This is a genomic window from Ruegeria sp. H9 (assembly GCF_056532915.1).
The window spans coordinates 46,624-70,602 of the sequence record NZ_JBQFNX010000007.1; the positions used below are offsets into that span (position 1 = coordinate 46,624).

General features: G+C 54.9%; 21 protein-coding genes. 14 read left to right on the forward strand and 7 right to left on the reverse strand.

What is annotated here, in order from left to right:
• Window positions 1-86 precede the first annotated feature (86 nt).
• Genes ACR0CZ_RS19730 through ACR0CZ_RS19740 form a run of 3 tightly spaced genes read left to right on the forward strand, consistent with a single transcriptional unit; the run spans window position 87 to window position 3,259 of the window.
• The gene (locus ACR0CZ_RS19730) at window positions 87-791 is read left to right on the forward strand and encodes a DUF3299 domain-containing protein (protein ID WP_480503978.1); all 705 of its coding nucleotides are present in this window, start codon (window positions 87-89) and stop codon (window positions 789-791) included.
• On the forward strand, window positions 788-1,966 hold the full coding sequence (locus tag ACR0CZ_RS19735) for a carbohydrate porin (RefSeq protein WP_170395984.1): 1,179 nt from the start codon (window positions 788-790) through the stop codon (window positions 1,964-1,966). The genes ACR0CZ_RS19730 and ACR0CZ_RS19735 overlap by 4 nt, the downstream gene beginning before the upstream one ends.
• Before the next feature lie 51 nt (window positions 1,967-2,017).
• Window positions 2,018-3,259 (forward strand): membrane dipeptidase, encoded by a 1,242-nt coding sequence (locus tag ACR0CZ_RS19740; RefSeq protein WP_170395986.1) that lies wholly within the window; start codon window positions 2,018-2,020, stop codon window positions 3,257-3,259.
• Window positions 3,260-3,456: 197 nt separating this feature from the next.
• Here the strand turns inward: ACR0CZ_RS19740 and ACR0CZ_RS19745 are convergent, their stop codons facing one another.
• Window positions 3,457-5,301, reverse strand: a complete 1,845-nt coding sequence (locus ACR0CZ_RS19745; protein WP_480503980.1) for a DUF3604 domain-containing protein — start codon at window positions 5,299-5,301, stop codon at window positions 3,457-3,459.
• A gap of 354 nt (window positions 5,302-5,655) precedes the next feature.
• Between ACR0CZ_RS19745 and ACR0CZ_RS19750 the strand changes: the two genes are divergently transcribed.
• A complete protein-coding gene (locus ACR0CZ_RS19750; protein WP_170395990.1) occupies window positions 5,656-7,092 on the forward strand; it encodes an arylsulfatase in 1,437 nt (478 codons plus the stop codon).
• A gap of 238 nt (window positions 7,093-7,330) precedes the next feature.
• Here the strand turns inward: ACR0CZ_RS19750 and ACR0CZ_RS19755 are convergent, their stop codons facing one another.
• Window positions 7,331-7,717, reverse strand: a complete 387-nt coding sequence (locus tag ACR0CZ_RS19755; protein WP_480503983.1) for an excinuclease ABC subunit A — start codon at window positions 7,715-7,717, stop codon at window positions 7,331-7,333.
• 329 nt (window positions 7,718-8,046) lie between these two features.
• Here ACR0CZ_RS19755 and ACR0CZ_RS19760 point away from each other — a divergent pair, with 329 nt between their 5' ends.
• On the forward strand, window positions 8,047-8,235 hold the full coding sequence (locus tag ACR0CZ_RS19760; protein WP_170395992.1) for a hypothetical protein: 189 nt from the start codon (window positions 8,047-8,049) through the stop codon (window positions 8,233-8,235).
• Between the two features lie 253 nt (window positions 8,236-8,488).
• Here the strand turns inward: ACR0CZ_RS19760 and ACR0CZ_RS19765 are convergent, their stop codons facing one another.
• Window positions 8,489-9,052 (reverse strand): coiled-coil domain-containing protein, encoded by a 564-nt coding sequence (locus ACR0CZ_RS19765; protein ID WP_170395994.1) that lies wholly within the window; start codon window positions 9,050-9,052, stop codon window positions 8,489-8,491.
• 31 nt (window positions 9,053-9,083) lie between these two features.
• Between ACR0CZ_RS19765 and ACR0CZ_RS19770 the strand changes: the two genes are divergently transcribed.
• The 4 genes from ACR0CZ_RS19770 to ACR0CZ_RS19785 all read left to right on the forward strand — a co-directional run bounded on the left by ACR0CZ_RS19770 (window position 9,084) and on the right by ACR0CZ_RS19785 (window position 12,470).
• A complete protein-coding gene (locus tag ACR0CZ_RS19770; protein ID WP_170395995.1) occupies window positions 9,084-9,659 on the forward strand; it encodes a hypothetical protein in 576 nt (191 codons plus the stop codon).
• A gap of 146 nt (window positions 9,660-9,805) precedes the next feature.
• A complete protein-coding gene (locus ACR0CZ_RS19775; protein ID WP_480503985.1) occupies window positions 9,806-10,444 on the forward strand; it encodes a PepSY domain-containing protein in 639 nt (212 codons plus the stop codon).
• 38 nt (window positions 10,445-10,482) lie between these two features.
• Complete coding sequence (locus ACR0CZ_RS19780) at window positions 10,483-11,142, forward strand: response regulator transcription factor (protein WP_170395997.1); 660 nt, start codon at window positions 10,483-10,485, stop codon at window positions 11,140-11,142.
• Window positions 11,142-12,470, forward strand: coding sequence for a sensor histidine kinase (locus tag ACR0CZ_RS19785; RefSeq protein ID WP_170395999.1), 1,329 nt, complete (start codon window positions 11,142-11,144; stop codon window positions 12,468-12,470). The genes ACR0CZ_RS19780 and ACR0CZ_RS19785 overlap by 1 nt, the downstream gene beginning before the upstream one ends.
• A gap of 85 nt (window positions 12,471-12,555) precedes the next feature.
• On the opposite strand, the gene ACR0CZ_RS19790 is transcribed toward ACR0CZ_RS19785, so the two are convergent.
• The gene (locus tag ACR0CZ_RS19790) at window positions 12,556-13,032 is read right to left on the reverse strand and encodes a hypothetical protein (RefSeq protein WP_480503998.1); all 477 of its coding nucleotides are present in this window, start codon (window positions 13,030-13,032) and stop codon (window positions 12,556-12,558) included.
• Here ACR0CZ_RS19790 and ACR0CZ_RS19795 point away from each other — a divergent pair.
• The 5 genes from ACR0CZ_RS19795 to ACR0CZ_RS19815 all read left to right on the forward strand — a co-directional run bounded on the left by ACR0CZ_RS19795 (window position 12,943) and on the right by ACR0CZ_RS19815 (window position 17,903).
• Complete coding sequence (locus ACR0CZ_RS19795) at window positions 12,943-14,406, forward strand: cryptochrome/deoxyribodipyrimidine photo-lyase family protein (protein WP_480537248.1); 1,464 nt, start codon at window positions 12,943-12,945, stop codon at window positions 14,404-14,406. The two genes, ACR0CZ_RS19790 and ACR0CZ_RS19795, sit on opposite strands and share 90 nt — an antisense overlap.
• A gap of 2 nt (window positions 14,407-14,408) precedes the next feature.
• Window positions 14,409-14,540, forward strand: coding sequence for a DUF2256 domain-containing protein (locus ACR0CZ_RS19800; RefSeq protein ID WP_480537249.1), 132 nt, complete (start codon window positions 14,409-14,411; stop codon window positions 14,538-14,540).
• Complete coding sequence (locus tag ACR0CZ_RS19805; RefSeq protein WP_170396005.1) at window positions 14,537-15,778, forward strand: FAD-binding domain-containing protein; 1,242 nt, start codon at window positions 14,537-14,539, stop codon at window positions 15,776-15,778. Before ACR0CZ_RS19800 ends, ACR0CZ_RS19805 begins: the two co-directional genes overlap by 4 nt.
• Window positions 15,779-15,787: 9 nt before the next feature.
• Window positions 15,788-17,281: a cryptochrome/photolyase family protein gene (locus ACR0CZ_RS19810; RefSeq protein WP_170396006.1), complete on the forward strand. Its 1,494-nt coding sequence runs from the start codon at window positions 15,788-15,790 to the stop codon at window positions 17,279-17,281.
• A gap of 187 nt (window positions 17,282-17,468) precedes the next feature.
• Window positions 17,469-17,903, forward strand: coding sequence for a DUF2306 domain-containing protein (locus ACR0CZ_RS19815; protein WP_170396008.1), 435 nt, complete (start codon window positions 17,469-17,471; stop codon window positions 17,901-17,903).
• Here the strand turns inward: ACR0CZ_RS19815 and ACR0CZ_RS19820 are convergent.
• The 3 genes from ACR0CZ_RS19820 to ACR0CZ_RS19830 are packed head-to-tail and all read right to left on the reverse strand — an operon-like array spanning window position 17,894 to window position 23,966.
• Window positions 17,894-19,213: an aspartate aminotransferase family protein gene (locus tag ACR0CZ_RS19820; RefSeq protein WP_170396010.1), complete on the reverse strand. Its 1,320-nt coding sequence runs from the start codon at window positions 19,211-19,213 to the stop codon at window positions 17,894-17,896. The two genes, ACR0CZ_RS19815 and ACR0CZ_RS19820, sit on opposite strands and share 10 nt — an antisense overlap.
• Window positions 19,210-21,591, reverse strand: coding sequence for a GcvT family protein (locus tag ACR0CZ_RS19825; RefSeq protein ID WP_480503988.1), 2,382 nt, complete (start codon window positions 21,589-21,591; stop codon window positions 19,210-19,212). The genes ACR0CZ_RS19820 and ACR0CZ_RS19825 overlap by 4 nt, the downstream gene beginning before the upstream one ends.
• On the reverse strand, window positions 21,588-23,966 hold the full coding sequence (locus ACR0CZ_RS19830; RefSeq protein ID WP_170396012.1) for an FAD-dependent oxidoreductase: 2,379 nt from the start codon (window positions 23,964-23,966) through the stop codon (window positions 21,588-21,590). The genes ACR0CZ_RS19825 and ACR0CZ_RS19830 overlap by 4 nt, the downstream gene beginning before the upstream one ends.
• Window positions 23,967-23,979 lie beyond the last annotated feature (13 nt).

Sequence of the window (23,979 nt, forward strand, 5' to 3'; positions counted from 1 at the left end):
CCTGTCTGAACAGCCGGAGAGTATTTATGCGACATTGCTTCCGCTCCATAGTATTCGCAGGGTTGGTTTGGTGTGCTCATCCTGTCATGGCGACGCCAGGAACCGCGTTAGACTGGTCTGACCTGCCTGACCCGTCCGCGCAGGTCTTTGAAGACCCCTATCGCGAACTTAGCGCTGAACAGTTCGACGATGTTCTTTACGTCGTAAGGCTGCGCGGCAGATTGCAGCGGGAATCTGGTAGCAATGAAGAAAGGCAGAAATGGCAAGAGCTTCTGACCGAGACTGAGGATGCCTTGGCGGCAGATGGTATTGATGTCGACTGGCTGCTGGATCAGCGAGAGGTCGTAACGGAACGTCGAAGAAAAGCCGGTACAAATGGAAATCCGCAATTCGACGGTCAAACAATCACCCTCGTGGGCTTTGCCATTCCCGCCCCGAGCGATCCGGATGGGCGACCTGTCGCCTATCTGGTGCCGGAACGCGGGATGTGCAGTCACATGCCTCCACCTCCGCCCAACCAAATGATCCGTGTACGGCTGAACGGCGACTGGACGCCCAGCTATTTCCACGAACCCGTTCGGCTGACGGGCACTTTGACCATCAATCCTTCTGTTCAGAACATGATGGTTGTGGACGGCCTTATGCCTATGAATGCGACGTTCCAGTTGGAGACGGAACGTGTCGAAACTCTGGAGACTGAAGCAGACAGGCTTGAATGGAGGCAGCGCGCCGCCGATCGCATCCGGGCGGCGGGAGCTCGCAAGACCAGCGGGGCAAAGACGTCTGAATGATAAGACTTCTGTTTGCCGCATTGAGTATTGCCTTTGCTGGCGCAGCGTCGGCCCAAGGACTATCCGGACCATCTTCAGTTGAAGCTGATCTAGAGCCCGGCGATGGGCTAACCGATCCGCAATACCGTACCGATTTTCCACGCAATATCGCACCAGGTTGGTTTCAGTGGAAAGACCGACTGGCAGAGGACGGTTTTCGCTTCAATATTGACTACTTGGCATTGGGCCAATCCACGAATGCTGATCTTGGAACCGGCGAAGCGGCAAGCGGAATTGCGCGTTTTTACGGTAGTTGGCAGGCAACTGAACGCGGCTCTTTGACATTCAAGATCGAAGATCGGCACAGTTACACTGATGTTGCCCCACAGTTTCTTGGGCTGGATGGCGGAGCACTTTCGATCACTGGGACAGCCTTCAACGATAATGGTTTGCTGCTGACCAATCTATTCTGGACGCAAAGGGCCGAGAACGGCGCGTGGACGCTGCAAGTCGGGCAGATTGATGTAACGGACTTTGTGGACATTTATGGGTTGGTCAGCCCATACAGCGGTTTCCAGAACCTGTCTTTCAATACCAATCCGACTATTAACACACCCAATCAAGGCCTTGGCATTGCCGGTGGGGTAAAGCTGAGCGAAAACTTCTACGCTGTTGCGAGCATCTCAGACGCAAACGCCGACCCGTCTGATCCAAACTTTGATGTGTTTAGCGATGGCAATCTCTTCAAGTCACTCGAGCTTGGTTACACCTCCGGCTTTGATCGCATCTACTTTGACAATATCCATTTGACCCTTTGGCATGCGGATGCAGCCGACGATGGTAGCCGCCCTGAAGATTATGGGGCTGCCTTCTCAGCGGCTTGGTTTGTTGGCAATAAATGGATGCCATTCTTCAGGGCAGGGGCCTCAAAAGGGACAGCGGCGCTTTATGATCGGTCCGTTTCTGCGGGTCTGGGATATTACGGTCGCAATACCGATCTGGCCGGGCTGGGACTGAACTGGGCCGAGGCAAGGGGCATAGACGGTGATCAGTTCACGCTCGAAGCATTCTATCGTTTTTCAATATCACCCGGGCTGCAGATCACGCCATCACTGCAGTTCATTTCTGACCCGCTGCTGAACCCCACGCAGGATAGCATTATGCTGTTCGGTCTAAGAACTCGGATCGTTTTCTGAGATGGTTCGAGAGTGACAACCAAAAAGCAAAGTAGATTGGGAGGTTCGGACATGAAGACCTTGTTAGCCCTAGGTGCCATAGCGATTGCTATTGGGGGCGCATTGAACGCCAGCGAGGAAAGCAAGACTTGGGAAGCGTCAGATGAGGCGAAGCAATTTGTGCAGGACGCAATTGTCCTTGGCATGTTGGCCAGCCCCCACGGCACCGGCTGGACCGAAGACGAGCAGCTTCACACATACTTTGAGCGTGCTCGCGAGAACGGTATCACAGGGCACGAAATGACGCTGGCTGCTGCAGATATGTCTTTCGAAACCTTTCTGGATCAGCATTACCACTTCCGTGCGGCCATGGCGCAGCAACCGGAAAACTACCTGATTGTGAATGAAACCCGCGATATCGAAGCTGCCCATTTACAAGGCAAAACGGCGGTCATCTGGAACAGCCAAACGGCCACGATCCTTGACGGCGACCTTAAGAAGATGGCGGTGCTCAAGGATATGGGGATCAAGAGTATGATCCTGGCCTACAATGACATCTTCCGCACAGGTTCAGGACAATTGGCGGCCTACAACGGGCGCGATATTGGTCTGACCCCTTGGGGGAAGTCGGTCATCGATGAAATGGTGAGGTTCGGTATCCTGCTGGACCTGAGCCATACTGGCTCAAAAACGGCCAATGACGCAATGGACTACATGGATGAGACCTATCCCGGTGTGCCTTTTGTTTACACGCACTCTGTCCCTGCTGGTCTTTACGCGAATGAACCGAATGCGACGCTGCGCGGGTGTTATCGTGCCATTCCCGACGACGAGGCGCTGCGCGCGGCCAAATCGGGCGGCTACATTTCTCCGACCTTCACTGAATGGATGATGGACGGCGTCTGGCCTGAAGATATCTCACCCAAGCAGGCCGCTGACATGATCGACTATTACGTCCGACTTGTAGGAGTTGACCATGTCGGAATCGCAACGGATGACATGTTCTCACTTGAACTCGTCGTGCAGTGGGCGACTGACAATGCGAGTATGTACGATGATGGCGGCTACATGATCGACGCGTTCAACAAAGGGGCTACCGGCAACGGCGAACTCGCCAAAATCCTTGCGGCGATAACCGATGACCTTTGGGCGCGGGGCTATTCAAACGAGGACCTTGCAAAGATCTATGGCGGCAACAAAATGCGGGTTTATGCGCAAGTTTGGGAAGGCAAACCACCCGAGCAATTCATGAAAGAATACCCTGAGCGTTTGCGTCTGAGGCAAGAACTTCGTGATGGATTCTATTCGCGGTAACCGTATGGAGCTTGCCTCTACCCTCCCAAAAAATGTGCCTTAAATTCTCGTCCGGTCCCAAAGCGGACGTTTTTACGATCGGTTGCGAATGACCGAGTTTAGCTCTTAGCGGACGGTCGCATGAACGGATTAGCCTAATGTTGCGGCGACCTGAACTGCCGGGCTTTTACAGCAACGACGTAGGTATTTGGTATATTTCACCCCCCGGGAGTATACCAAATTGGCGAAGTGTAAGCGCGTTCTTGTGTTGAGGTCGGCACTTCAGCAGGCAATTCGTCTCCGAACCGAACGGCATCGTAAATTGTCCACCTCGGTGTGGGAATTTCCAGGACGCGGGCGTAGTAGAAAGCCCGCACAGAAGGATCGAATTCAGGGTCCGTCCAAACAGTGATCAGTTCCGGGGATCCTATCGAATTGGTAAACGTACCCGTTGCAACATCCACGGTATTCCCCACCGCCGGTAGGTTGCCGTCCGCATCAGGTTCGCGGTCTCCCGACCATGCCACGTCATAAACCCGCTCTTCAGTGTCGCCGTTGGCATTTAACCAGCCTTTCACAATCTGAATACGGTCGAGATTGCCGGAAAACGGGTCTTTCAGGGCAGCGACCAGGAATGTCGGGGAGTCCGCGCCTTCTGTAGCGGTTGCGAGGTCCCCACCCATCGGAACGCCTTTTTCATATCCGACGTCGGCGGGCAAACGAGATTTTGCATCAGCTTCAGTAAAGTCCCAGCCACCAAAGAAGCGAACCGCGATGCGACTACCAGTCGTCCCATATACTTCTTTCCTCTCCATGGCATCGAATATCGCTTCGCGCGTGTTATCTTCTGCCCAGACTGCAGCGTAACCTGAGGCTGCCATTTCCCACCCAAGAATCCTTGTCGTATCGAACTCGCCAACGACATGCTGCCAACGGCCAGGTTCCGGTTCGACACCGGAGTGTTTGCCAAAGAAATTGTCTTCTTCCGCCGTTGCCAAAGCCGTATGGCTGTCGGTCGAGCCCACTACTCCGAACTTGTATGGATTGGTGCCGAGTTGAGCCTCTAGTTTAAGACCATTCTTCAAAGCCTCACGCGCGTATTCGTACTGAAGCATCCAGTCTTCTTTGGGTGTCGGACCCAGATTTGACTTATCCCAGGTTTCATAGTCCGCGAACTCATCATTCGGGCTGAGAAACGGGTGGGTTTCTCCATCGCCCTTGATCTGGGTGATCTCATACATCGGCTCCCACTTGGCGCGCCGCTCTGCGTAATCTTCTGTCAATGGTTCACCCGTTTCAGGGTTGGTCTCGACAGGAAACATCAGGCCATTGGAGACGTTACCGTTGTGGGCAAGGGCCAGCACACGGCCGCCGGTCTCTAGTTCATAAGTTTCCATCCAGTCCCACAAACGTTCGGGATTAAAAGTTTCTGCGGTTGTGAATGGCAGCATCTGCCGTGCGCGAATGGCATCATCTCGGTAGATCACGTTGCGGTGGAGGTTGTTGCCTCCTTCTGTGGACGTCCATTCGTACCCGATGAACGCAGTGAATGTGCCGGGGGCGTTGTGATGATCTGCAGTTTGCGTGAACTCGTCCCATACGGATTGTACGAACCTGCGATCTGAAACAGCCTCGGGAAGAGCGTCTCCGGTGATGCCCGCAAAGGTTTCAATAACTTCCATTGTTGCACCAAGCGCAACGTCCCCACCAGCGTTTAGGCGCTCGTTCCAGTCTCGAAGCGTTGGGTCTCGCATCAGAGTGGAGTTCCCTGCTACGATTTCATTCATGGCGCCCATGGCATCAGAGTGATCGGAAACGACTAGCCAGTCGAGCGGGCGCGACAACTGCACACGGAGGCCATGCGAGGTGGTGACTTCCTCACCACGTGCAAACCTATAGGCATCGTCGGGGCTCAGAATGACGCCAAATCCCCGCGCATCGAGCGAATTTGACGTGTGCAGGTGAGTGTCACCCCACAGAGGTCGTGTAGGAAAGTTTCGACCTGCATAAGGTGAGAAATCAGCAGGCGCGGGTTCACGCATATCATCAACTGATATGGTCATCTCTCCAACTTGCCCACCTTGAGCGGCCTCTTGAGCATGTGAAGAGCTTGTTATGAATGCTGCGGAAACTATTGCTGTTGATGTCGTCAGAAAAAACTTCATTTGAACCTCCCAGCCGAGCTGAATGCCAGCCCATGGCAACATCTGAGCCGGCTGTTCGTCAAGGAAAACAACAGTTTTTCTTAGTTTTGCACAAGGACCCCGGGCGAAGTTCGACCAAAATCGGATCGCAGCTTCGCCCAATTCTTTAACGCTCAGCCGTTGTGAGAAAATACCGCAACGAGTGGGTGTTCTTGACGAGTGGTGGCCTGGATCGTCAGACTTGAACCTGTGATCTTGATTGGAGGCGTTGTTATGAAATGGTTGTCGCGAACATTCCTACTGGCCTTATCCCTTCAATTTGCCACGGGAGCTTCAGCTCAAGATAAACCAAACATCGTATTCATATTTCTAGATAATTTTGGTTGGGGTGAACCCGGGTTCAATGGAGGTGGCATAATCCGAGGTACAGCGACCCCCGAGATGGATGCCCTCGCCGCGGAGGGACTGCGACTCACGAACTTCAACGTGGAAAGCCAGTGCACGCCGTCCCGCGCAGCGACCATGACGGGACGATATGGCATCCGGAGCGGCAACCACACGGTCCCACTAGGCGGCGGTGTCTACGGCCTAACTCAGTGGGAAATCACGATGGCCGAGATGCTAAAGGATGTGGGATACAACACGGCCATGTACGGCAAGTGGCACCTTGGCTGGACCGAAGGACGATATCCAACGAATCAAGGATTCGACGAATTTTTCGGAGTTGAGACCACTGACGTTACAGTCTGGCGCACGCTTCCGGGATTTGCTGAAGCCAACTTGGAAGAGCCTGTTGTGATGCAGGGTGTTGCAGGTGAGCCAGCAACCATCGCGCGGGACTACGATCTCGACTATCGCGGCGAGATAGACGGCGACCTGACGAAAAAGGCTATCGAGTTTATCAAAGCGAAGAGTGCCGAAGAAGCGCCGTTTTTTATCTATCTTGCCTATACTCAGACTCACTATCCAAATATCGCGTCCGAGGAATTTGATGGCGCCACCGGTAATGGTGTTTGGGCCGATATTCTGCTTCAAACAGATACCTATGTCGGGCGCATCGTGGATGCGATCGAGGCGGCAGGTGTTTCCGACGACACTGTGGTGATATTTACTGCTGACAATGGCCCCGAAGCTCTTCCGGTTGGAAACGCAAATGTCTCGCCCATGCCAGCGGTACATGGCACCGCCGGGCCCTGGCGTGGCACTCTGTTCACGAGCCTCGAAGGAAGCATGCGCGTGCCTTTTGCGATCAAGTGGCCGGGTAAGATTCCCGCGGGCTCAGCAAGCAACGATGTTGTCCATTCGATGGACCTCTATCCGACACTTGCGGCATTCGCAGGCGGCAAGGTGCCTGATGACAGGGCCTTTGATGGCATCGACCAGTCGAAGTTCTTTCTTGGTGTCCAGCCAAATTCAAACCGAGAAGGCGTGATCGTTTACATGGGAGAGCAAATATTCGGCGTAAAATGGAAGGATTGGAAAGTTCTTTTCAAAGAGAATACGACGGCTTTTGGCGCAACGGAGTCTTTCGACACACCAAGGGTCTACAATCTATTGAACGATCCACACGAGCGCGAAAGTGTACTTTTCCCTTACACGTGGGCGGTCGAAAAGGCGCTTCCGCAGCTGCAAGAGCACATCGCTACCTTCGAGGAATACCCTCCGATTCCACCGGGAACGCCCGATCCCTACGAACCACCCAAAAACTGAACGGCGTCTTTGTCTGCACACTCGCCTTTAGTCGTCATTAGGTCTAACGACCTTTTTTTGCAGTTCGCGACTTGCTGCAAGAGCGAAGCCCTAAACGGCGATCAAGGTCCGCTCAGGGCTTTCACCACCAGTCCAAGCGCACCACAGTGAATGGCCGTAGCGAGTCCATACTTTCGACTGCCGCAATCCAACCGAATGGCCGCAAACAGTGCTTCAAGGTGGTGAGCGATACCAGCTCTCAATTCAGAATGTCGGTGATTGCCCCTATCAGGTTCAGCACTTCATGTGTTTCACGGTTTACTTCGTAAACATAATCTCCGGCACGCACGTAATATCCGTTGCGCCGTAGTCCCCAACGGCTGGGATCATCAATGCGGACATACCCATCATAGATGTAATCGCCACGTCGATATTTCTTTGCCTGTCCAGGCGGTACGCACGGGATTGCCTTTTTTGCCAAGCCCGGCGGACAATGTCCGGATTTGGATTTCACATGGATCGGCGAGGTGGCGCCGGTTCCGCTAACGTGCCCCGTGCTAAGGCTCCACAAGCTGACACTGGCGTTCGCAAATGACGCGCCTTGCACGGTAAGTGCCACCGCTAGAATCCCAACAATCTTTTTCATTCCCAGCGCCTTTTTCAGCTTCTTAGCCTAGATATGATCTTGAATGGGCCTTAGCGAGTTCATAAGCGAAGAGTCGCTTTCCGATGCAGCAGTTTGTTCACGAGCTGAAATCATCGGCTGCGATTGTCATCGCAAATTCAACTAAAGCATCAAAACGGGATGTTCTTCCTCCATCTGGTCGCCCGCCTATTCGTTTGTCTTTATTTCGCGAACAACATTAACTGAACGTGAACAATGTATTCTCAGAGTGTTCAAACAGTCTCAGGCATAGTGACGGTGTTGGATCAATAGGGACGTTGTTCCGTTTGATCGCTGACAAGGGGAAACGCATGATCAAGTCTGCCTTTGTGACTGAAGAGTCCAGCACAACAGCTGTGATGCAAACCTCCGGCAAAATCGCCGGAGAACGTTTGTCAACCACGACCAAATCGAGCAGTGGTCGCTTCCCTCCTATCGAAAATGCATTAACACAGATCGTCAAAAACAAGCGGCTTTCCGAGGCACATAACAACGTCTGAAGGCAGTTCAGCAGACCCCCACACAATTCCCGGTATCCGTCCTAGATATTGGAATTGAAAACTAAATCCCGCTCCAGTTATGGGGCGGGGTTTCTTTATTATGCCTTTGGGAAAAAGGGCGTAGCCTTTGATATGCAAAAGTATCCGGCCAGCTGCTACCCATTCTGTGAAGCCTTTGGCCGACCCGGGTTTCAGTACTTCCGTGAGTGGTCAGTACTGAGGGTTGATTGACGCAGAGAGTCGTTGTCTTTCGTTACAGACCCAACAGCACCTTTACCTCGTGTTCAACGGCGTCGGTCACGGGTTTGTTGGCGGCGGCTTCCAGGGCTTCCCGTTCGGTCAATTCCTGTTCCTCGACCTGGTCAGCCAGTTCTTGCACTTGTTCAGTCGCTTCTTCGTATTCGACGGCAGCCTGACGTTCATCGTTCAGGTCCTGCGCTGCTTCGATCGAAGAGTCCAAATCAGCGCGGGCTTCATCCAATTGCTCCTCAATCTCTGGGTCAGTTCCGCCTGCGTCTTCCAGAGCTTGTTCGAGATCCTCGACGCGTTCCTGGTTTTCCTGGACTTCACTCAACGCGGCTTCCAGGTCTTCTTCAATCTCAGGAACAGTCCGCTCCGGCGGCTCCAAGCCAGCGAGCTCTTCCAATTGTTCCTCAAGCTCTTCGCGCAAGGGTTCTCCGGCCAACACGGTATCTCGATAATTGGCAATTCGGCCTACGCGGGAATTGGGTGCTGCATTTTCTAATGCAGTTGCGCTGGCGTTGGCGGCATTGAGCGCCCCTAACTCAGACGGGTGGGCACCAAGAAGTGCCGCCATCTTGTTCCCCTTTTCCCTGACCGCTGGGCGAATGGACTCTTCGACAATTACTGTTTTCGAAGGCTTCTTGTACGTCCTGGGCTTTTGTTTGCTACCGCTGGTGGTCGAGCGTTTTCCAGATGTGGCAACCGTTCTCGACTTGCCTTTGCCGCTAAAGATATCCTTCAAGGAAAAACGACCGCCCTTGCCCAAAGCAGAGCGCGAAGATTTTGTCTTGGATTTACCGGTGTTTCGGCCACCAAGACTTTTGTCGGCACCTTTCTTTCCGCCTTTGTTACCGGCGAAACTGTGGTCACCACGATCTCCGCTGGCAGAGTTCCCCTTGCCACCGCTATTGCCTTTTCCGCCGCCGTTGCCTCCACCGTTTCCTTTATCGTCGCCTTTGCCGTTGCCTGGACCGTTTCCCTTTCCACCGCCATTGCCTTTGCCCTCCTTTGCAAATGCAATATCCGGCACCGCAACGGTGGCTACGATGGCTGTAGATCCCAACAACGCGATTGCCAGGGTCGATGCTTTTAGCAGTCTCAAACTGGTGATTTTCATATCGACCTCCTCGGTGGAAATCAGCGGGTATCAGTTTTCTGAAACAACTCGCTATGTTCAATAGTCTCGATTCACGCACGAATCCCCAATGCTTCTTGCCATTTAACTTGAGGGTGCTTGAACGCAGGGCTAACTGCTTGTTCATCATCGGTTCATGTCGAAAGACGTAGTCTCTAGCCGCGAAATACGAGGACTTTTACGAGGACTTTCATGCGCGCGAAGGTGATCTTGGTGGTGGCAAGCCTGATTGTTGCTTTGCCTTTTGGGGAAGCGGCTGCCCAGACACGCGAGCTCAAGCAAGGTGAACTGCGCAAAGCGACCCTGACCGGGGACACCATTCGTTTGAAACGGGTTATCAAAGGTGTCGAAAAAGCCTATGGCGGCACCCCTGTCGATGCGCGCGCGTTTCAGGCTGATCAAATTTACTATCGTATTCTAGTCAAAAAGCCCGATGGAAAAATTGTCAGTGTCATTGTGAATGCACAGACCGGTACAGTCGTTTCCAATCGATCCAGTGTTGGGCGTCAAATATCGAAAGCAGCCCGTTCGAACCCCGCCAACGCCAACAACAGCCGCGACACCAACAGCAATCGTGGAGCTTCTGCGAGCCGTGGAAACAACGGCAAAAGCGGTGGCAATAGCAATGCTGGTGGAAACGGCGGTGGCAATGGCAACGGCGGCGGCAACGGCGGCGACAATGGCAACGGCGGCGGCAATGGAGGTGGAAATGGTGGTGGAAACGGAGGAGGTAATAGCAGTGGTAACAGCAGCGGCAATGGTGGCGGAAACAGCGGTGGAAACGGCGGCGGCAACTCTGGCGGGAACGGCAAGGGCAACGGTAAAAAATAGGGCTTAAACCAAAGCAGTTGTGACTGTAGTTTTTGAATATGAGAGTACTTCTGGCCGAAGATGAACCGCAGCTATGCGAGCAGATTAAGAAACTTCTTAGCGCAGAAGGCCGCGTGGTAGATGTGGCCAAGAATGGTACTGACGCCCTGCACCTAGGTGCGACCGAACCTTACGACATGATCATCCTCGACATCGGGTTGCCGGAACGCGACGGTATTTCTGTCCTGCGCGAATGGCGCAGCGCGGGCGTCAAGACGCCCGTGTTGATCCTCACCGCCCGCGATGGGTGGAGCGAGCGGGTGGATGGTCTTGATGCAGGTGCTGATGACTATATGACCAAGCCATTTCACATGCCCGAGCTGGCCGCTCGTGTACGGGCCATCCTGCGCCGACAAAGCGGTCAGTTAAACCCGGTTATCGAAATGGGGGACGTTATGCTCGATACACGAAACGGTCGCGTCAGCGTGGGCGGCATTCCTGTTGATCTGACGGCGCAAGAGATCGCAGTTCTGACATACCTTGCCCACAACATCGGACGCATGGTGTCACGTACCGAGTTGTCAGAGCATATCTATGAATATGACGGTGACAGGGATTCGAACACCATTGCCGTCTTCATAACCCGGCTGCGAAAGAAACTGGGCTCTGACCTTATTACAACGGTCAGAGGACGCGGCTATATGATCGATACGGCCTGATGTTATCGCTGCGCCAACGCGCTTTGCTTGGCGGCCTTGCGACAGGCGCGCTTTCTGTCGGCGTCGGAACGTTGATTGTGTTTTCGTACATCAACACACGTGTTCTGGAACAATTCGACCAGACGCTACGTGACCGGCACACCCAACTCGTTGTCGGTTTGAGCGCAACGACGCATAACCCTGAGGCATTGCGCGAACTGATATTCGATCCAGCCTATGGAACGCCGTATTCAGGCAGATACTGGCAGGTTACCGATGGAAACGGGGCTACATTCACATCAGCCTCGCTCTTTGACGAGACAATTTCCGAACCTGTACGTGTGAGCGAAGAGGCAATCGTTTGGAACACCACAGGTCCGGAAAGCGAAGCCGTTCGTAGCGCATATCAGAGAATCACATTCGAAGACGGAACCGAGTGGGGCGTAACGGTCGCCGAAAGCAGGCGAGAGCTGATAAGCGAACGCAGAGCCGCGCAAAACAACTTGCTACCGGTTTTTGGATTGGTTGGTTTGATTGGAGTTGCCGGTTCGTTGTTGTTGATGTCAGCAATTATTGGCCCACTCAAAAAACTGCGCGCAGATGTGGTGCATCGCTGGGACAAAGGAGATGACTTGATTCCGGAAGACTACCCAGAAGAGGTTTCGCCGCTTGTTGAGGACCTAAATAAATTGCTTCACAGGAATCGTGAAATTGTGTCTGGTTCTCGGCGACAAGCTGCGGATCTGGCACATGCGCTCAAAACACCGACGGCAATTCTCAGAAATGAACTGGCGATTTTGTCGGACGCGGGTGCAGATATCGAACCTGCAGATGACGCGTTAAATCGAATTGATGCTCAGCTAAAGCGCTCACTTGCGCGTATGCGTGCGTCGAACACCGCAGAACTTACGCATTCACGAACTGACCTTACCAATTCCGTCAACAGGTTATCCAGACTGTTTTCGGTCATGGCGGAACGCGAAGGAAAATCTCTGACGACAGATTGCGAGGATGGGATTCAGGTTCGAATGGATACTCAGGACATCGAAGAGGTGATTGGAAACCTTCTCGACAACGCGCTCAAGTGGTGTCGGACAACAATTCACATCGCCGCAAAGCGTGTAGACGGCGGCATTGAGATTTGCATTGAGGATGACGGACAAGGAATTCCGGAGGATGCACTTGACGGAGTAGTTCGATCCGGAGGTCGGTTGGATACCTCTGTCAGCGGCACAGGATTGGGTTTGGCAATCTGTGTTGATCTGATGAACGCTTACGGCGGCAAACTAAAACTGGAAAAATCAGCGGACCTTGGCGGCTTGGCCTGCCGAGTACTTATATCAAGCTAAAGGTGGCCGCATCTGGTTAGAAATAGTCGTTGATCGCAAGCAATCAAAAGGCGGCTTTGTCCGTAGAGCAGACATTGAGTTGAATTCAAACAACGACTGCTTCGTGCCCAATCTCCCAAATGCTGCGCCTCACCCCAAACGCACCGATGCGCCCAGAGCTGACATTGAGCCATAAACGAACGACCCAAACTTGCTTTCCAGTTACCTTTAGATACCCGGCTACGTAGCTCCTAAGAATGGAAATTCGGTGCAAACGCGAAATCGGAGCAGTATCGAACCGAAAAATTTGTGGACATTCGAGTTCTTGTTTGAGTGCGGTTTGCCAGAGTTCATTGTGCTCAAGTCTGACACTGGTAGGTGACTTGTCGGACGGCAGATCCAACGTAAGAGCTTTCACGTATTGTATCAAAAAGGAGACTACGTGCAGGTTGTATGGTTCAAACGCGATCTCCGGGTCGATGATCATGAGGCGTTGGCGCAGGCGTCTCGTATCGGTCCGGTTTTGCCGCTTTATGTGGTTGAGCCCGAGCTTTGGCAGCAACCCGATGCCGCGGCGCGACATTGGGACTTTGTTGCCGAAACACTTGCTGAATTGCGTGGAGATTTAGCGGACTTGGGCCAACTGCTCATCGTACGTATGGGTCGGGTGACACAGGCGCTGTCTGATTTGGCGACCTGCCGACTGATCGAAGCCCTTTGGTCACATGATGAAAAGGGAAATGATTGGACCTATCGGCGGGATCGTGAAGTTAGCGCGTGGTGCGGGCAGAGAGGTAATCCTTGGACCCAGGTTCAGAACCATGGTGTGTTTCGCCCGCTTAAATCCCGCGATGGCTGGGCGGCCCGTTGGACAGAGTTTATGGAGCGGCCCGTGTCTTCGTCAACGCAACTTACCCCTTTAGACATAGAGCTCGTCCCCACGCCGATCCGGTGTGACCTTAACCTGGCGGATGATCCATGCGCCCATCGCCAATTTGGTGGCCGCCGTGCGGGACTTGATTCCTTGGATAGTTATCTGATCAGCCGCGGCAAACGATATCGGCGCGAAATGTCGAGCCCTATTGAGGGCTCAGTCGCGTGCTCGCGCATTTCGCCTTATCTTGCATGGGGTGCGTTTTCGATGCGTGAAGTGAAGCAAGCGACGGATCGACAGCGTCGTTCAATGCCTGCGAATGCCAGAAATTGGCGCAAATCTCTCCGATCATATTCCAGCCGGCTCCATTGGCATTGCCACTTTATTCAAAAGCTTGAGGACGAACCGCGGATGGAGTCGGAGAATTTGAATCCGCTCTACGATGGTCTTCGTCCTCGGGAGCCCCACGCGGATTTACGTTCCACATGGTCAAGGGGGGAAACGGGGTATCCGTTTTTTGATGCCTGCATGCGGTCATTTTCAGCGACTGGGTGGCTGAATTTTCGGATGCGGGCAATGGTGACGGCCACGGCTAGCTATCACCTCTGGCTTGATTGGTGGGCTCGGGGTTTGCATTTGACGCGGATGTTTTCGGATTACGAGCCGGGTATTCATTGTAGCCAAGTGCAGATGCAATCGGGAACCACGGGCATCAATACGGTGCGCACCTACAATCCAGTGAAACAGGGGTGCGATCAGGACCCGCATGAGCAGTTCATTCGAAAATGGGTGCCCGAATTGGCACCGATCTCTGACCCGTACATCCATGAACCTTGGACGGCACCGAACGCAGGGCAGATCATAGGCTTTGCCTATCCTGCACGCGTCTTTGATCATTTGGCGGCCGTCAAAGCCGCGCGCGAAAGGGTCTGGAGGGTCCGCAGAGGCGATGAATTCCGCGATGGATCCAAAAAGATCATGTCAAAACACACCAGCAGAAAATCCGGTAAAAGAACACTTAAACGCACAGGATCGACAGAGGATCTAGCACAGCTCAGTCTACCACGCGGAGACGCCGAATGAAGATGCGAAAAAAAGCGAATCTACCACAGAAAATCTGCTCAGTCTGTCAGCGTCCGTTTGTTTGGCGCAAGAAATGGGAAAAGGTCTGGGATGAGGTTAAGTACTGCTCAAAAAAATGCAGATCCGCCGCATGACTGAACTGTTCCCGGAACTTATTACTTTACCCGAGACCGTCGATTTCAGCCCGACGCGCGCGGGTGGCCTCAAACGGCTAGAGAAATTCGTGACGCGTGCTGGACAGAACTATGCTCGCACGCGGAGCTACGATTTTGGGACCGAGCGGCGCAACAATGTATCAGTCTTGTCACCATGGCTCCGCCATCGTTTGTTGACCGAAGAGGAGGTGCTTACACGGGTATTGGCGTCGCACAGTCCCGACACTGCTGAGAAGTTTGTACAAGAAGTTTTTTGGCGGGCTTACTTCAAAGGTTGGCTGGAACAAAGACCAAGCGTCTGGTCACACTATCAACGCGACCTGATGGACGTGCTTAACTCACTTGATAACGACACGTCATTGGCAAGCCGCCATACTGATGCAGTGTCAGGCAATACCGGCATAGACTGCTTTGATCATTGGGCAAAAGAACTCGTGGGCACCGGTTATCTGCATAACCATGCGCGGATTTGGTTTGCCTCAATCTGGATATTCACCTTGCGTCTGCCTTGGCAGTTGGGCGCTGACTTGTTTTTGCGACATCTGATTGATGGTGATCCGGCGTCGAACACATTGAGCTGGCGATGGGTCGCGGGCTTGCACACGAAAGGCAAGACCTACCTCGCCCGACCTGACAACATCGCCAAATATACCGAAGGCCGATTTCGCCCCACTGGGTTGGCCAAGTTCGCAGAACCGCTGACCGAACCGGTAGAACACCCACGTTTTTCTTTTCCAATTCTTCAAATGCAGCCGAAAGAGCCATTTCTATTGCTAGTAAGCGAGGATGACATGACCGGTGCATCCATCATGCCCGTACCGCCCGTTGCAGTGGTAGGACTTTTGGCAACCCACGGTCGCTCCCCTAATCCGGTTGGATTTATCCCGGTGAATTTTGCAAAAGAAGCAATGAACAGCGTTTTGTCAGACCATGAAGTGCGTGCGCAATCTGCCGATGATTGGAGTCTGCCAATAATTGAAGCTGCGCAAAGTGCAGGAGTAAGAAGAATTGCGACTGCTTATGCGCCAATAGGTCCGGTACGGTCCAGGTTAGATCGTGCTGAGCCTATTTTGCGAGAAGCAGGCCTGACGCTGGAACGGTTAATTCGCCCTTACGACGCTGTCTCATGGCCCCACGCGAAGGCGGGATTTTTCGGACTAAAGAAAAAGATACCGAACGTTCTGAGCCAGTTGAATTTTATCGCTGTAACGAAGTGAGATCTCAGTTTGTCAACCGCTGCCCTGCTGCTCCCTAACCAACTGTTTGCCCAACATCCCAGTCTGACTCCCCAGCCGGACAAAGTGGTGCTCTTTGAAGACCCTCTATTCTTTGGCGACCCGATCTATCCCGCCAACATGCACAAGCAAAAGCTTTGGCTGCACCGGTCATCGATGGCCCGATATCGCGACGATCTGATTAGGCAGGGTTTCGACGCGACGATCTGGCCCTATGAACGGGAGGCGGGTTCGTGTTTGCGGTTATTTCAGAACCTGCAAGAACTCGGCGTTGATCAAGTGAACATGGTCGATCCTGTCGATTTTATCGCCGAAAAACGCCTAAGTGCGGCGGCGGGTATTACAAACATCACAATCAACTTACAGCCGTCCCCAGGCTTCTTGAACACACAAGACTATAACCTGGCTTGGTCGACCGGCAGAAAGCGCTGGTTCATGGCGGAGTTCTACAAAAGCCAACGCCGCCGTTTGAACGTGCTGATGAATGGCGATCAACCGGTGGGCGGTCAATGGAGCTATGACGAAGACAATCGAAAGAAAGTCCCCAAAGCGCTGCTCAAGAGCCTGCCTTGGATTGATTGGCCGACCCATGATGCAATTGATCAAACGGCAAAAGACAGCGTTCTTGCCGAGTTTCCGGACGCTCTGGGGACACTGGATCGTCTTTATTACCCAACATTCCACAAAGAAGCTGCCGACTGGCTAAATCAGTTTTTGGAACGGCGCTTTGATCGGTTTGGCGATTATGAGGATGCCATTGTCGAAGGCGAAAGCTGGCTTTGGCACGCTGTCCTGACGCCCGCATTGAACATTGGACTTTTGACGCCGAAACAAGTCTTGAATACCACGCTCGCCCATGCCTATCGCAGAAATGTTCCGCTGAATTCGGTGGAAGGGTTCATCCGCCAGATCATCGGATGGCGTGAATTTATGCGGGCGACCTATGATGACCTAGGCGTAAAGATGCGGACCACAAATCACTGGAACCATCGCCGCACTATGCCAGTCGCATTCTACGACGCCAGCACAGGGATCGATCCGCTGGACGACACGATCCGCAGGGTGCTTAAAACCGGGTATTGCCACCACATCGAGCGGCTTATGGTTCTGGGTGGCTTCATGTTCCTTTGCGAGATCGATCCTGACGATGTTTACCGCTGGTTCATGGAGATGTTCGTGGACAGCTATGATTGGGTCATGGTTCCCAACGCCTATGCCATGAGCCAGCACGCTGACGGCGGGCTGATCACAACGAAGCCCTATTTTTCCGGCTCAAACTACATCCGCAAAATGAGCCATTGGGGCAAAGGGCCGTGGGCCGACATATGGGACGGTCTGTATTGGCGCTTCATCCTGAAACACGCGGGCACGCTTGCCAGCAATCCAAGATGGGCAATGATGTGCCGCACGGCTGAGCGCATGTCCTCGGATGTCAAAGACAAGCACGTCACGACCGCCGAAGCCTTTCTGCAGCGGATAACCTGAACATGATCTACCTGGGGCACCATGGACGAGATCGTGATCACATCCAAAGATCAGCTTTGGCACTGGTTGGCAAAGAACAATGCCCAAAACGAAAGCGCCCGATTGATCACCTGGAAAGCAGCACATCCCGATAAATATATCAGCTGCGAAGAGGTATCGGGTGCGCTGGTTGTACATGGGCGGATCGATGGCCGAAGGCTCAAAGTCGACGAAAAAAGGAGGGCACAACTCATCAGCCCGCGCTGGCAGCAAGCTTGGTCCAAAAGCTACAAAGATCGTGCCGCGCGTCTCAGTCATTAAGGCATCATGCACCTATCAGGTGAACCACTGTCATCGGCTGTTCGGATATGCTTGGGCCTTACTTATGGCGGGAACGGCGTTTACCGCAGTTTTCATGCACCAGATACGGTTATGGGGGAGCTACTCTCCCATCCACCTGTTGATTCCGGTTACACTTGTTAGCCTTTTTCTGGCGAGCAAGGCGGCACGTCAGGGAGACATCAACCGTCACAAGGTGCTTATGATATCCCTATTTGCTTTGGCGCTTGTGGTAACTGGCTTGTTCACGCTGTTACCTGGCCGCGTCATGAACACTACACTTTTTGGTGCTGTTCATACCTGAATCGCCGCATCGCCTAGCGCCTGATCAAGACTCGTTGTGACTTGATCCACATCCTCCATAGACAGGCAAAGCGGGGGCACCATGCGTAGGCATTGCTGGAACGGACCGGATTTCGATAAGATAATTCCTTGTGCGCGGCAAGCCTCGAAGACCTCGGACGTCATCGTCTTGTCAGGTGTTTTGCTGTCGCGGTCGATCACGAATTCCAGTGCCAGCATCAGACCGTGGCCTCGAACATCTCCGATGGCCTTATACTTGGCTTTCAGATCGTTCAGGCGCTCCAACAGCTTTGCACCAACGGTCTTTGCGTTCTCTTGCAAACCCTCATCGCGCATTACCGCAAGGACGGCACGCGCGGCGGCAGCAGAGGTCGGGTTCGCTCCATAGGTGTGGAACATGAACTTCTCGGCCATTGGCTCTGCGATATGTTTCTTGGCCACAACGGCGCCGATAGGAAAGCCATTGCCCAAACCTTTAGCCATAACAATTATATCGGGAACCACGCCGTCCGCCTCAAACCCCCAGAAGTGATCGCCAGTGCGGCCGAAACCGGATTGAACCTCATCCGCGATATAGAGCCCACCTGCTGCGCGTACTCGTTCCGCCGCCCCCGACATGTATCCCGGCGGCATCTGGTGGATACCGCCATAACCTTGCACACTCTCAACCAAAATCCCGGCCACCTGGCCGGATGTAGCGGCATTGATCGTGTGTGTGATCTCATCAAGATAAGGCGCAGTGCCGGGGCCAAAAATGCCGCGATACTGGTTCGGATCAGCGACAAAGGCCACGTTGCCGGGCATGCCCGGGTGCCGCCACCCAGAAATACCCGTGACTGATTGCGCTGCAGCGGTCGGTCCATGATAGGCGGTCCTCAAAGCGAGCAAATCAAGATTGCCGGTGAAGGTCCGCGCCATTGTCATGGCCAGGTCGATGGCCTCAGACCCCGAATTGGTAAGATGCGCCACCCAGTCATGACCTTTTGGCATTGTGGCAGCAAGTTCCTCTGCCAAATGCGCAGGCGTCGGGTGATAGAACATGGTCGTACAATGGGTGAGTTCTTGCGCCTGTTCCATCGCTGCGGCGACGACCCGGGGATGCGAATGGCCGACAGAGATGCAGACGTTCATTCCCAGAAGGTCCGTGTATTTCCGCCCGTCCGTATCCCACAAATACTGACCTTGCCCCTTCTGAAATACGATTGGTTCCCGGAACGGTGTGAAACGGGTCAGTGAGGCTGCATAGAACCGATCACGCCGCGCGGCGGTGCTGTCAAAGTTCCAATCGGTATGCAGGGGATGTTCGATCATTTGGCGGCTCCAGCTTTCAAACGGGTATTGTCAGGGTCATATGGAGGACGCGGCAGAATGGTTGCCCGCCTGTGCTGCCCTAGGATGGAAACGGTCAAGTTTTCGCGTGCGGTTGGGTCGCGCAGGTACGCCAGTGCGAGCACCTTGCCGGTGCGATGGCCATAAGCACCGGAGGTGATGATCCCAACCGGGTGCTCCCGATGCCAAAGCGTGTGGGCATAGAACGGATCGACTTCGCCTGCCTCAATCTCCAGCAGAACCATGTCCCATTCTTGACGCAGGGTGTTGCGCAAGTCTTTGCGGACAAAGGGTGTAAGGCCGGCGTCTAGCGGGCTGCGTTCCGTTGTCAGGTCGCTTCCCCAAGCGCGATAGCCCTTTTCCAGCCGCATCGAGTTGGCGGCATAGGCGCCATAAAAGCCAAGGCCATGGAGTTGGGCGGTCTCTTCCAGTTTGGTGAAAAGCGCAACGGCCTGATTGCGCGTAACATGCAGCTCCCACCCGCATTCCCCAAGGTAGGACACGCGCAGGGCTCGCACGGGGATACCAGCGATCTCGGTTGCCTGCGCGGTGAGCCACGGCATGCTGGTGAGTTCGGGCAACACATCGGGTGATTTCGGGCCCATGACACCGATCACGGCCAGATCTTCGCAGCGGTTGGTAACGGTGACCTCGAACGCCGCCGCTGCCTTGATCAACTGATCCAAGTCGATTTCCTCGGCCGCAGCCGCGCAGGTCAGGTAGGCATGATCCTCGGCCAATCTGGTGACGGTGAGCTCCGACAATACCCCGCCTGCTGGTGTTAGCACATGGGTCAGGCCGATGCGCCCCGGTTCTGGCGCGCGGTTGGATCCGAGCGCCTCAAGGAACGCCGCCACATCCGGCCCGGTGACATCGAATTTCGAGAACACCGAAAGATCGGCCATCGCAACGCGGTTGGTGGCGGCATCGACCTCGGCGGCCACTGCATCGAACCAATTGGCGCGGCGGAAGGTTTCAATCGCCTCTGCGCCGGGTGTATCGGTGAACCAGTTTGGCCGTTCCCAGCCATGGGCCGCTCCCATGACCGCGCCCCGTTCGACCATCAGCTCATGCAATTGAGACAGACGCAGGCCACGACCTGCGGGTCGTTCCTCGTGGGGATAGTGGACACCAAATTGTAAGCCGAAACACTCAATGGCTTTGGCCACGCGATAGTCGCGATCTGCCCAGGACCCGAAGCGGCGACTATCCACTGCCAGCGCATCCATAGGCGGCGCGCCATGGGTCATCCAATGCGCGAGGAACCAGCCTGCGCCGCCGCCCTCCATCACACCCATGGACGAGCCGGTCAGCAACCACGCGTTTTGCAACCCATGCGCCGGACCAATCAGCGGGTTGGCGTCGGGGGTAAAGGTGATGGGGCCGTTGATGACCGATTTGATGCCCCCAGTTTCCAGCGCTGGAATGCGTGCCATGGCCGCCTCGATGATATCTTCGACCCGGTCTAGGTCAGGCGGCATCAAGTCCGCACCAAATTCGGGCGGGACGCCATCCACGGACCAGACCTGTGCCTCTTTTTCGTAAGGTCCAAGGATCAGCCCATCGCGTTCTTGCCGGACATACCAGCTTTCTTCGGGGTCGCGGATGATCGGCAGTTCAGGCAGCCCCTGAGTAATCCGGTCTTCCACGACCTGTACAGTATCGGTTACCAGATATTGGTGTAGCACCGGGACAGAGGGGATGTTCAGCCCCATCATTTGGCCGATCTCCCATCCCCAAGTGCCAGCCGCGTTGACTACATGTACCGCCTCAACCGTGCCTTTGGGCGTGTCGAGCAACCAATGGTCGCCATCGCGCCGGATCGCGGTTACTGGACAGTTGCGCCAGACCTGCGCGCCGCCCTGGCGCGCCACCTCGGCCATGGCGTTGGTGGCAAGCGTGGGATCGACGTGGCCGTCATCGGGTTCATAGATTCCGCCCAACAGACCGTCGAGTCTTGCCAGCGGATGCAACTCGGCGATGCGTTCGGGTGTCAGGACTTCCAGCGGATAGCCCGTGAAATCCGACAGGCCTGCGACATGGCGAAACTCATCCATCCGGTCCGGGTTGCGCGTGATCCGCATTGCGCCAGTGGTGTGAAACCCGCAGTCACGGCCCGTCTCCTGTGGCAAAATATCCCGATAGAGTCGCACGGACGTGGCACGCAGTTCCTGAATCGTCGGATTGTGCGCGAAATGGGTACACAGGCCCGCTGCATGCCAGGTTGAGCCATGGGTGAGGTCGTTCTTCTCCACCAGCAGCACATCCGTCCAACCCACTTTGACCAGATGATACATCAGCGAGACGCCCATCGCGCCGCCGCCGATGATGACAACCTGTGCCTTGGTCACGGTGCTCATTGTCCACGCATCCTTTCATTTTTCGGGTCAAAGGGCGGGCGCTGCAACGGGGTGGCAGCATAGTCTTTGCCAGCGACCTTTACCGTGAAACTACGTGCGCAAGTTTGAGCTTTCGCCTCACTTGGGTCGGTGGACACAAGAGCAAAGCAAAGGTTCAGCCCGGTGCGAGGTCCACGCGCGCCGGAGGTTGTGAACCCGACATGTCGACCCTCTTCAAAGATGGGTTCATCGTGCAGCATCAACGCCGAACCTTCGATTTGCATCAGGACAAGACGTTTGCGGGTGCCCTGTTCCTTTTGTTCCTGCAAAGCTGCCTTGCCGGTGAAGTCCTTATTCCAGTCGATGGTAAAGCCAAGCCCCGCTTCCAAAGGTGTGACGGTCGGATCAATGTCATGGCCCCAGTGTTTGAAGCCCTTTTCGATCCGGCAGCCATCAAGCGCATAGTGCCCAAGCGGCGCAGCGCCTGCAGCGATGAGCGCGTCGAAAACGCGCACTGCGACAGCATTGGGAAGGGTTAATTCCCAGCCGTATTCACCGACAAAGCTTACGCGGGTGGCGCGCGCACTTTGGCCTTCGACCTTAAATTCGCACACCTGACCCATTGGCGCATTTGCCCATGCGACCCCGGCATCCAGTTTCTGCAGCACCGGGCCACTGCCTGCGCCCATGACACCAAGTGTGCAAAACTCCTCGGTCACATCCGTCAGCGTCACGCCATCGGCCAGATTGCGTCGCAGGAACGCAAAGTCACGAGCACGGGTCGCGGCACCCGATGTGATATGGAAACGGCTGTCGGCGAGACGAGAGACGGTGATATCCATCTCGATCCCGCCACGGTCGTTCAGGATTTGGGTGTAAACTGCTCTGCCGATAGCGACGTCCATCTGCGCGGTACAAAGCTGGTTCAGCGCGTCAAGAACACGCGGCCCCGTGACGTCTATCTTGGTAAAGGGGCTGAGGTCGATCAGGGCCGTGCCCTTGGCCATAGACGCAGCTTCGTTTTGGGTAATCGGCCACCATCCTTGAGCGCCAATAGAATACGCCTGCGCCTCGCCATACCAAAGCCCTCGCTCCCACCCGGCGGTTTGTCCAAACTGCGCCCCAAGGGCAGCCCATCGATCATGCAGTGCGGACCTAAGCATCCCGCGCCCGGCCTTGGGCTGTTTGTAAGGCCAATGCAGGTTGAAGAGGTCCGCGACGGCCTCTTCCATCCGTGCTTCCAAATGCGCGGGCGTTGCCGTAAGTGGGTCGACCCGGGCGACATCCACCTCCCACATGTTCATTGGCGGTTGGCCATCGACCATCCAATCGGCCAAGGCGCGTCCGATCCCGGCCGAGGACATAACGCCCACCGAGTTCATGCCTGCGCCGACAAACAGACGATCAACGTCAGTTTCCCCGACTAGTGGGCGTGTGTCGGCGGTAAAGCTCTCGGGGCCGTTCATGAAATGCTGCACGCCTAAGTGCTCCAACGCGGGGCAAAGCTCCAAAGCCGCCTCCATAAAAGGGGCAAACTGATCCCAGTCTTCTGCCATCTCAAGGAAAGGTCGGTTGCCTTCTGGCCCGTATGGGTTCCAGCATTTGGCATTGGGTTCAAATCCGCCAATCACCAATTTTCCGGCATCGCCCTTGATATAGATGCCTCGATCCAGATCGCGGATCACTGGGAAAGGGTCGGGCAGATCGGGGAAGGGTTCGGTCACAACGTACATATGCTCAACCGCCTGGAGCGGTAGCGCGACCCCGGCAGTCGCAGCCAGCTCTCGCGACCAGGCTCCTGTCGCGATGACCACCTGGTCCGCTTCCATAGTGGTGCCGTCAGCAAGTGCCACGCCCTTTGCTTTCCTGTTTTCGGTGATCAGTCTTTCGACCTCGACGCCTTCACGGATCGTTACACCGAGGGTCTTGGCGGCACGAGCATAGGCCATACATAGGTCGACCGGGTTCACATTGGCGTCTTCCGGCACATGCAATGCGCCGACATGTTTTGAAAGATCGAGCGCGGGCAGCGGAACATCGCGCGCAGCGATCACCGCTGGCGTTAACCCTTGCGTCGCGCCGAGGTCAGCAATCCGGTGAAATTCGTCCATGCGCGCCGGTTCGCGCGCCAGCCAATAACCCCCGGTGCGTCGATATCCGGTGGACATGCCTGTCTCTTGCTCCAGCGCCGGAAAGACCTCAAGCGCGGCAGAGGCAAGTACCGTCATATTGGGCGTCGCGCGCAAGGGGCCAACAATCCCCGCCGCATGCCAGGAGGTGCCCGACGTCAACTGGTTGCGCTCCAGCAACGTGACATCATCTGCGCCGCGTTTCCCAAGATGATAGGCTACGCTAAGGCCAATTGCGCCGCCGCCAATGATCAAAATGCGGCTCATGCAAACCCCTGTT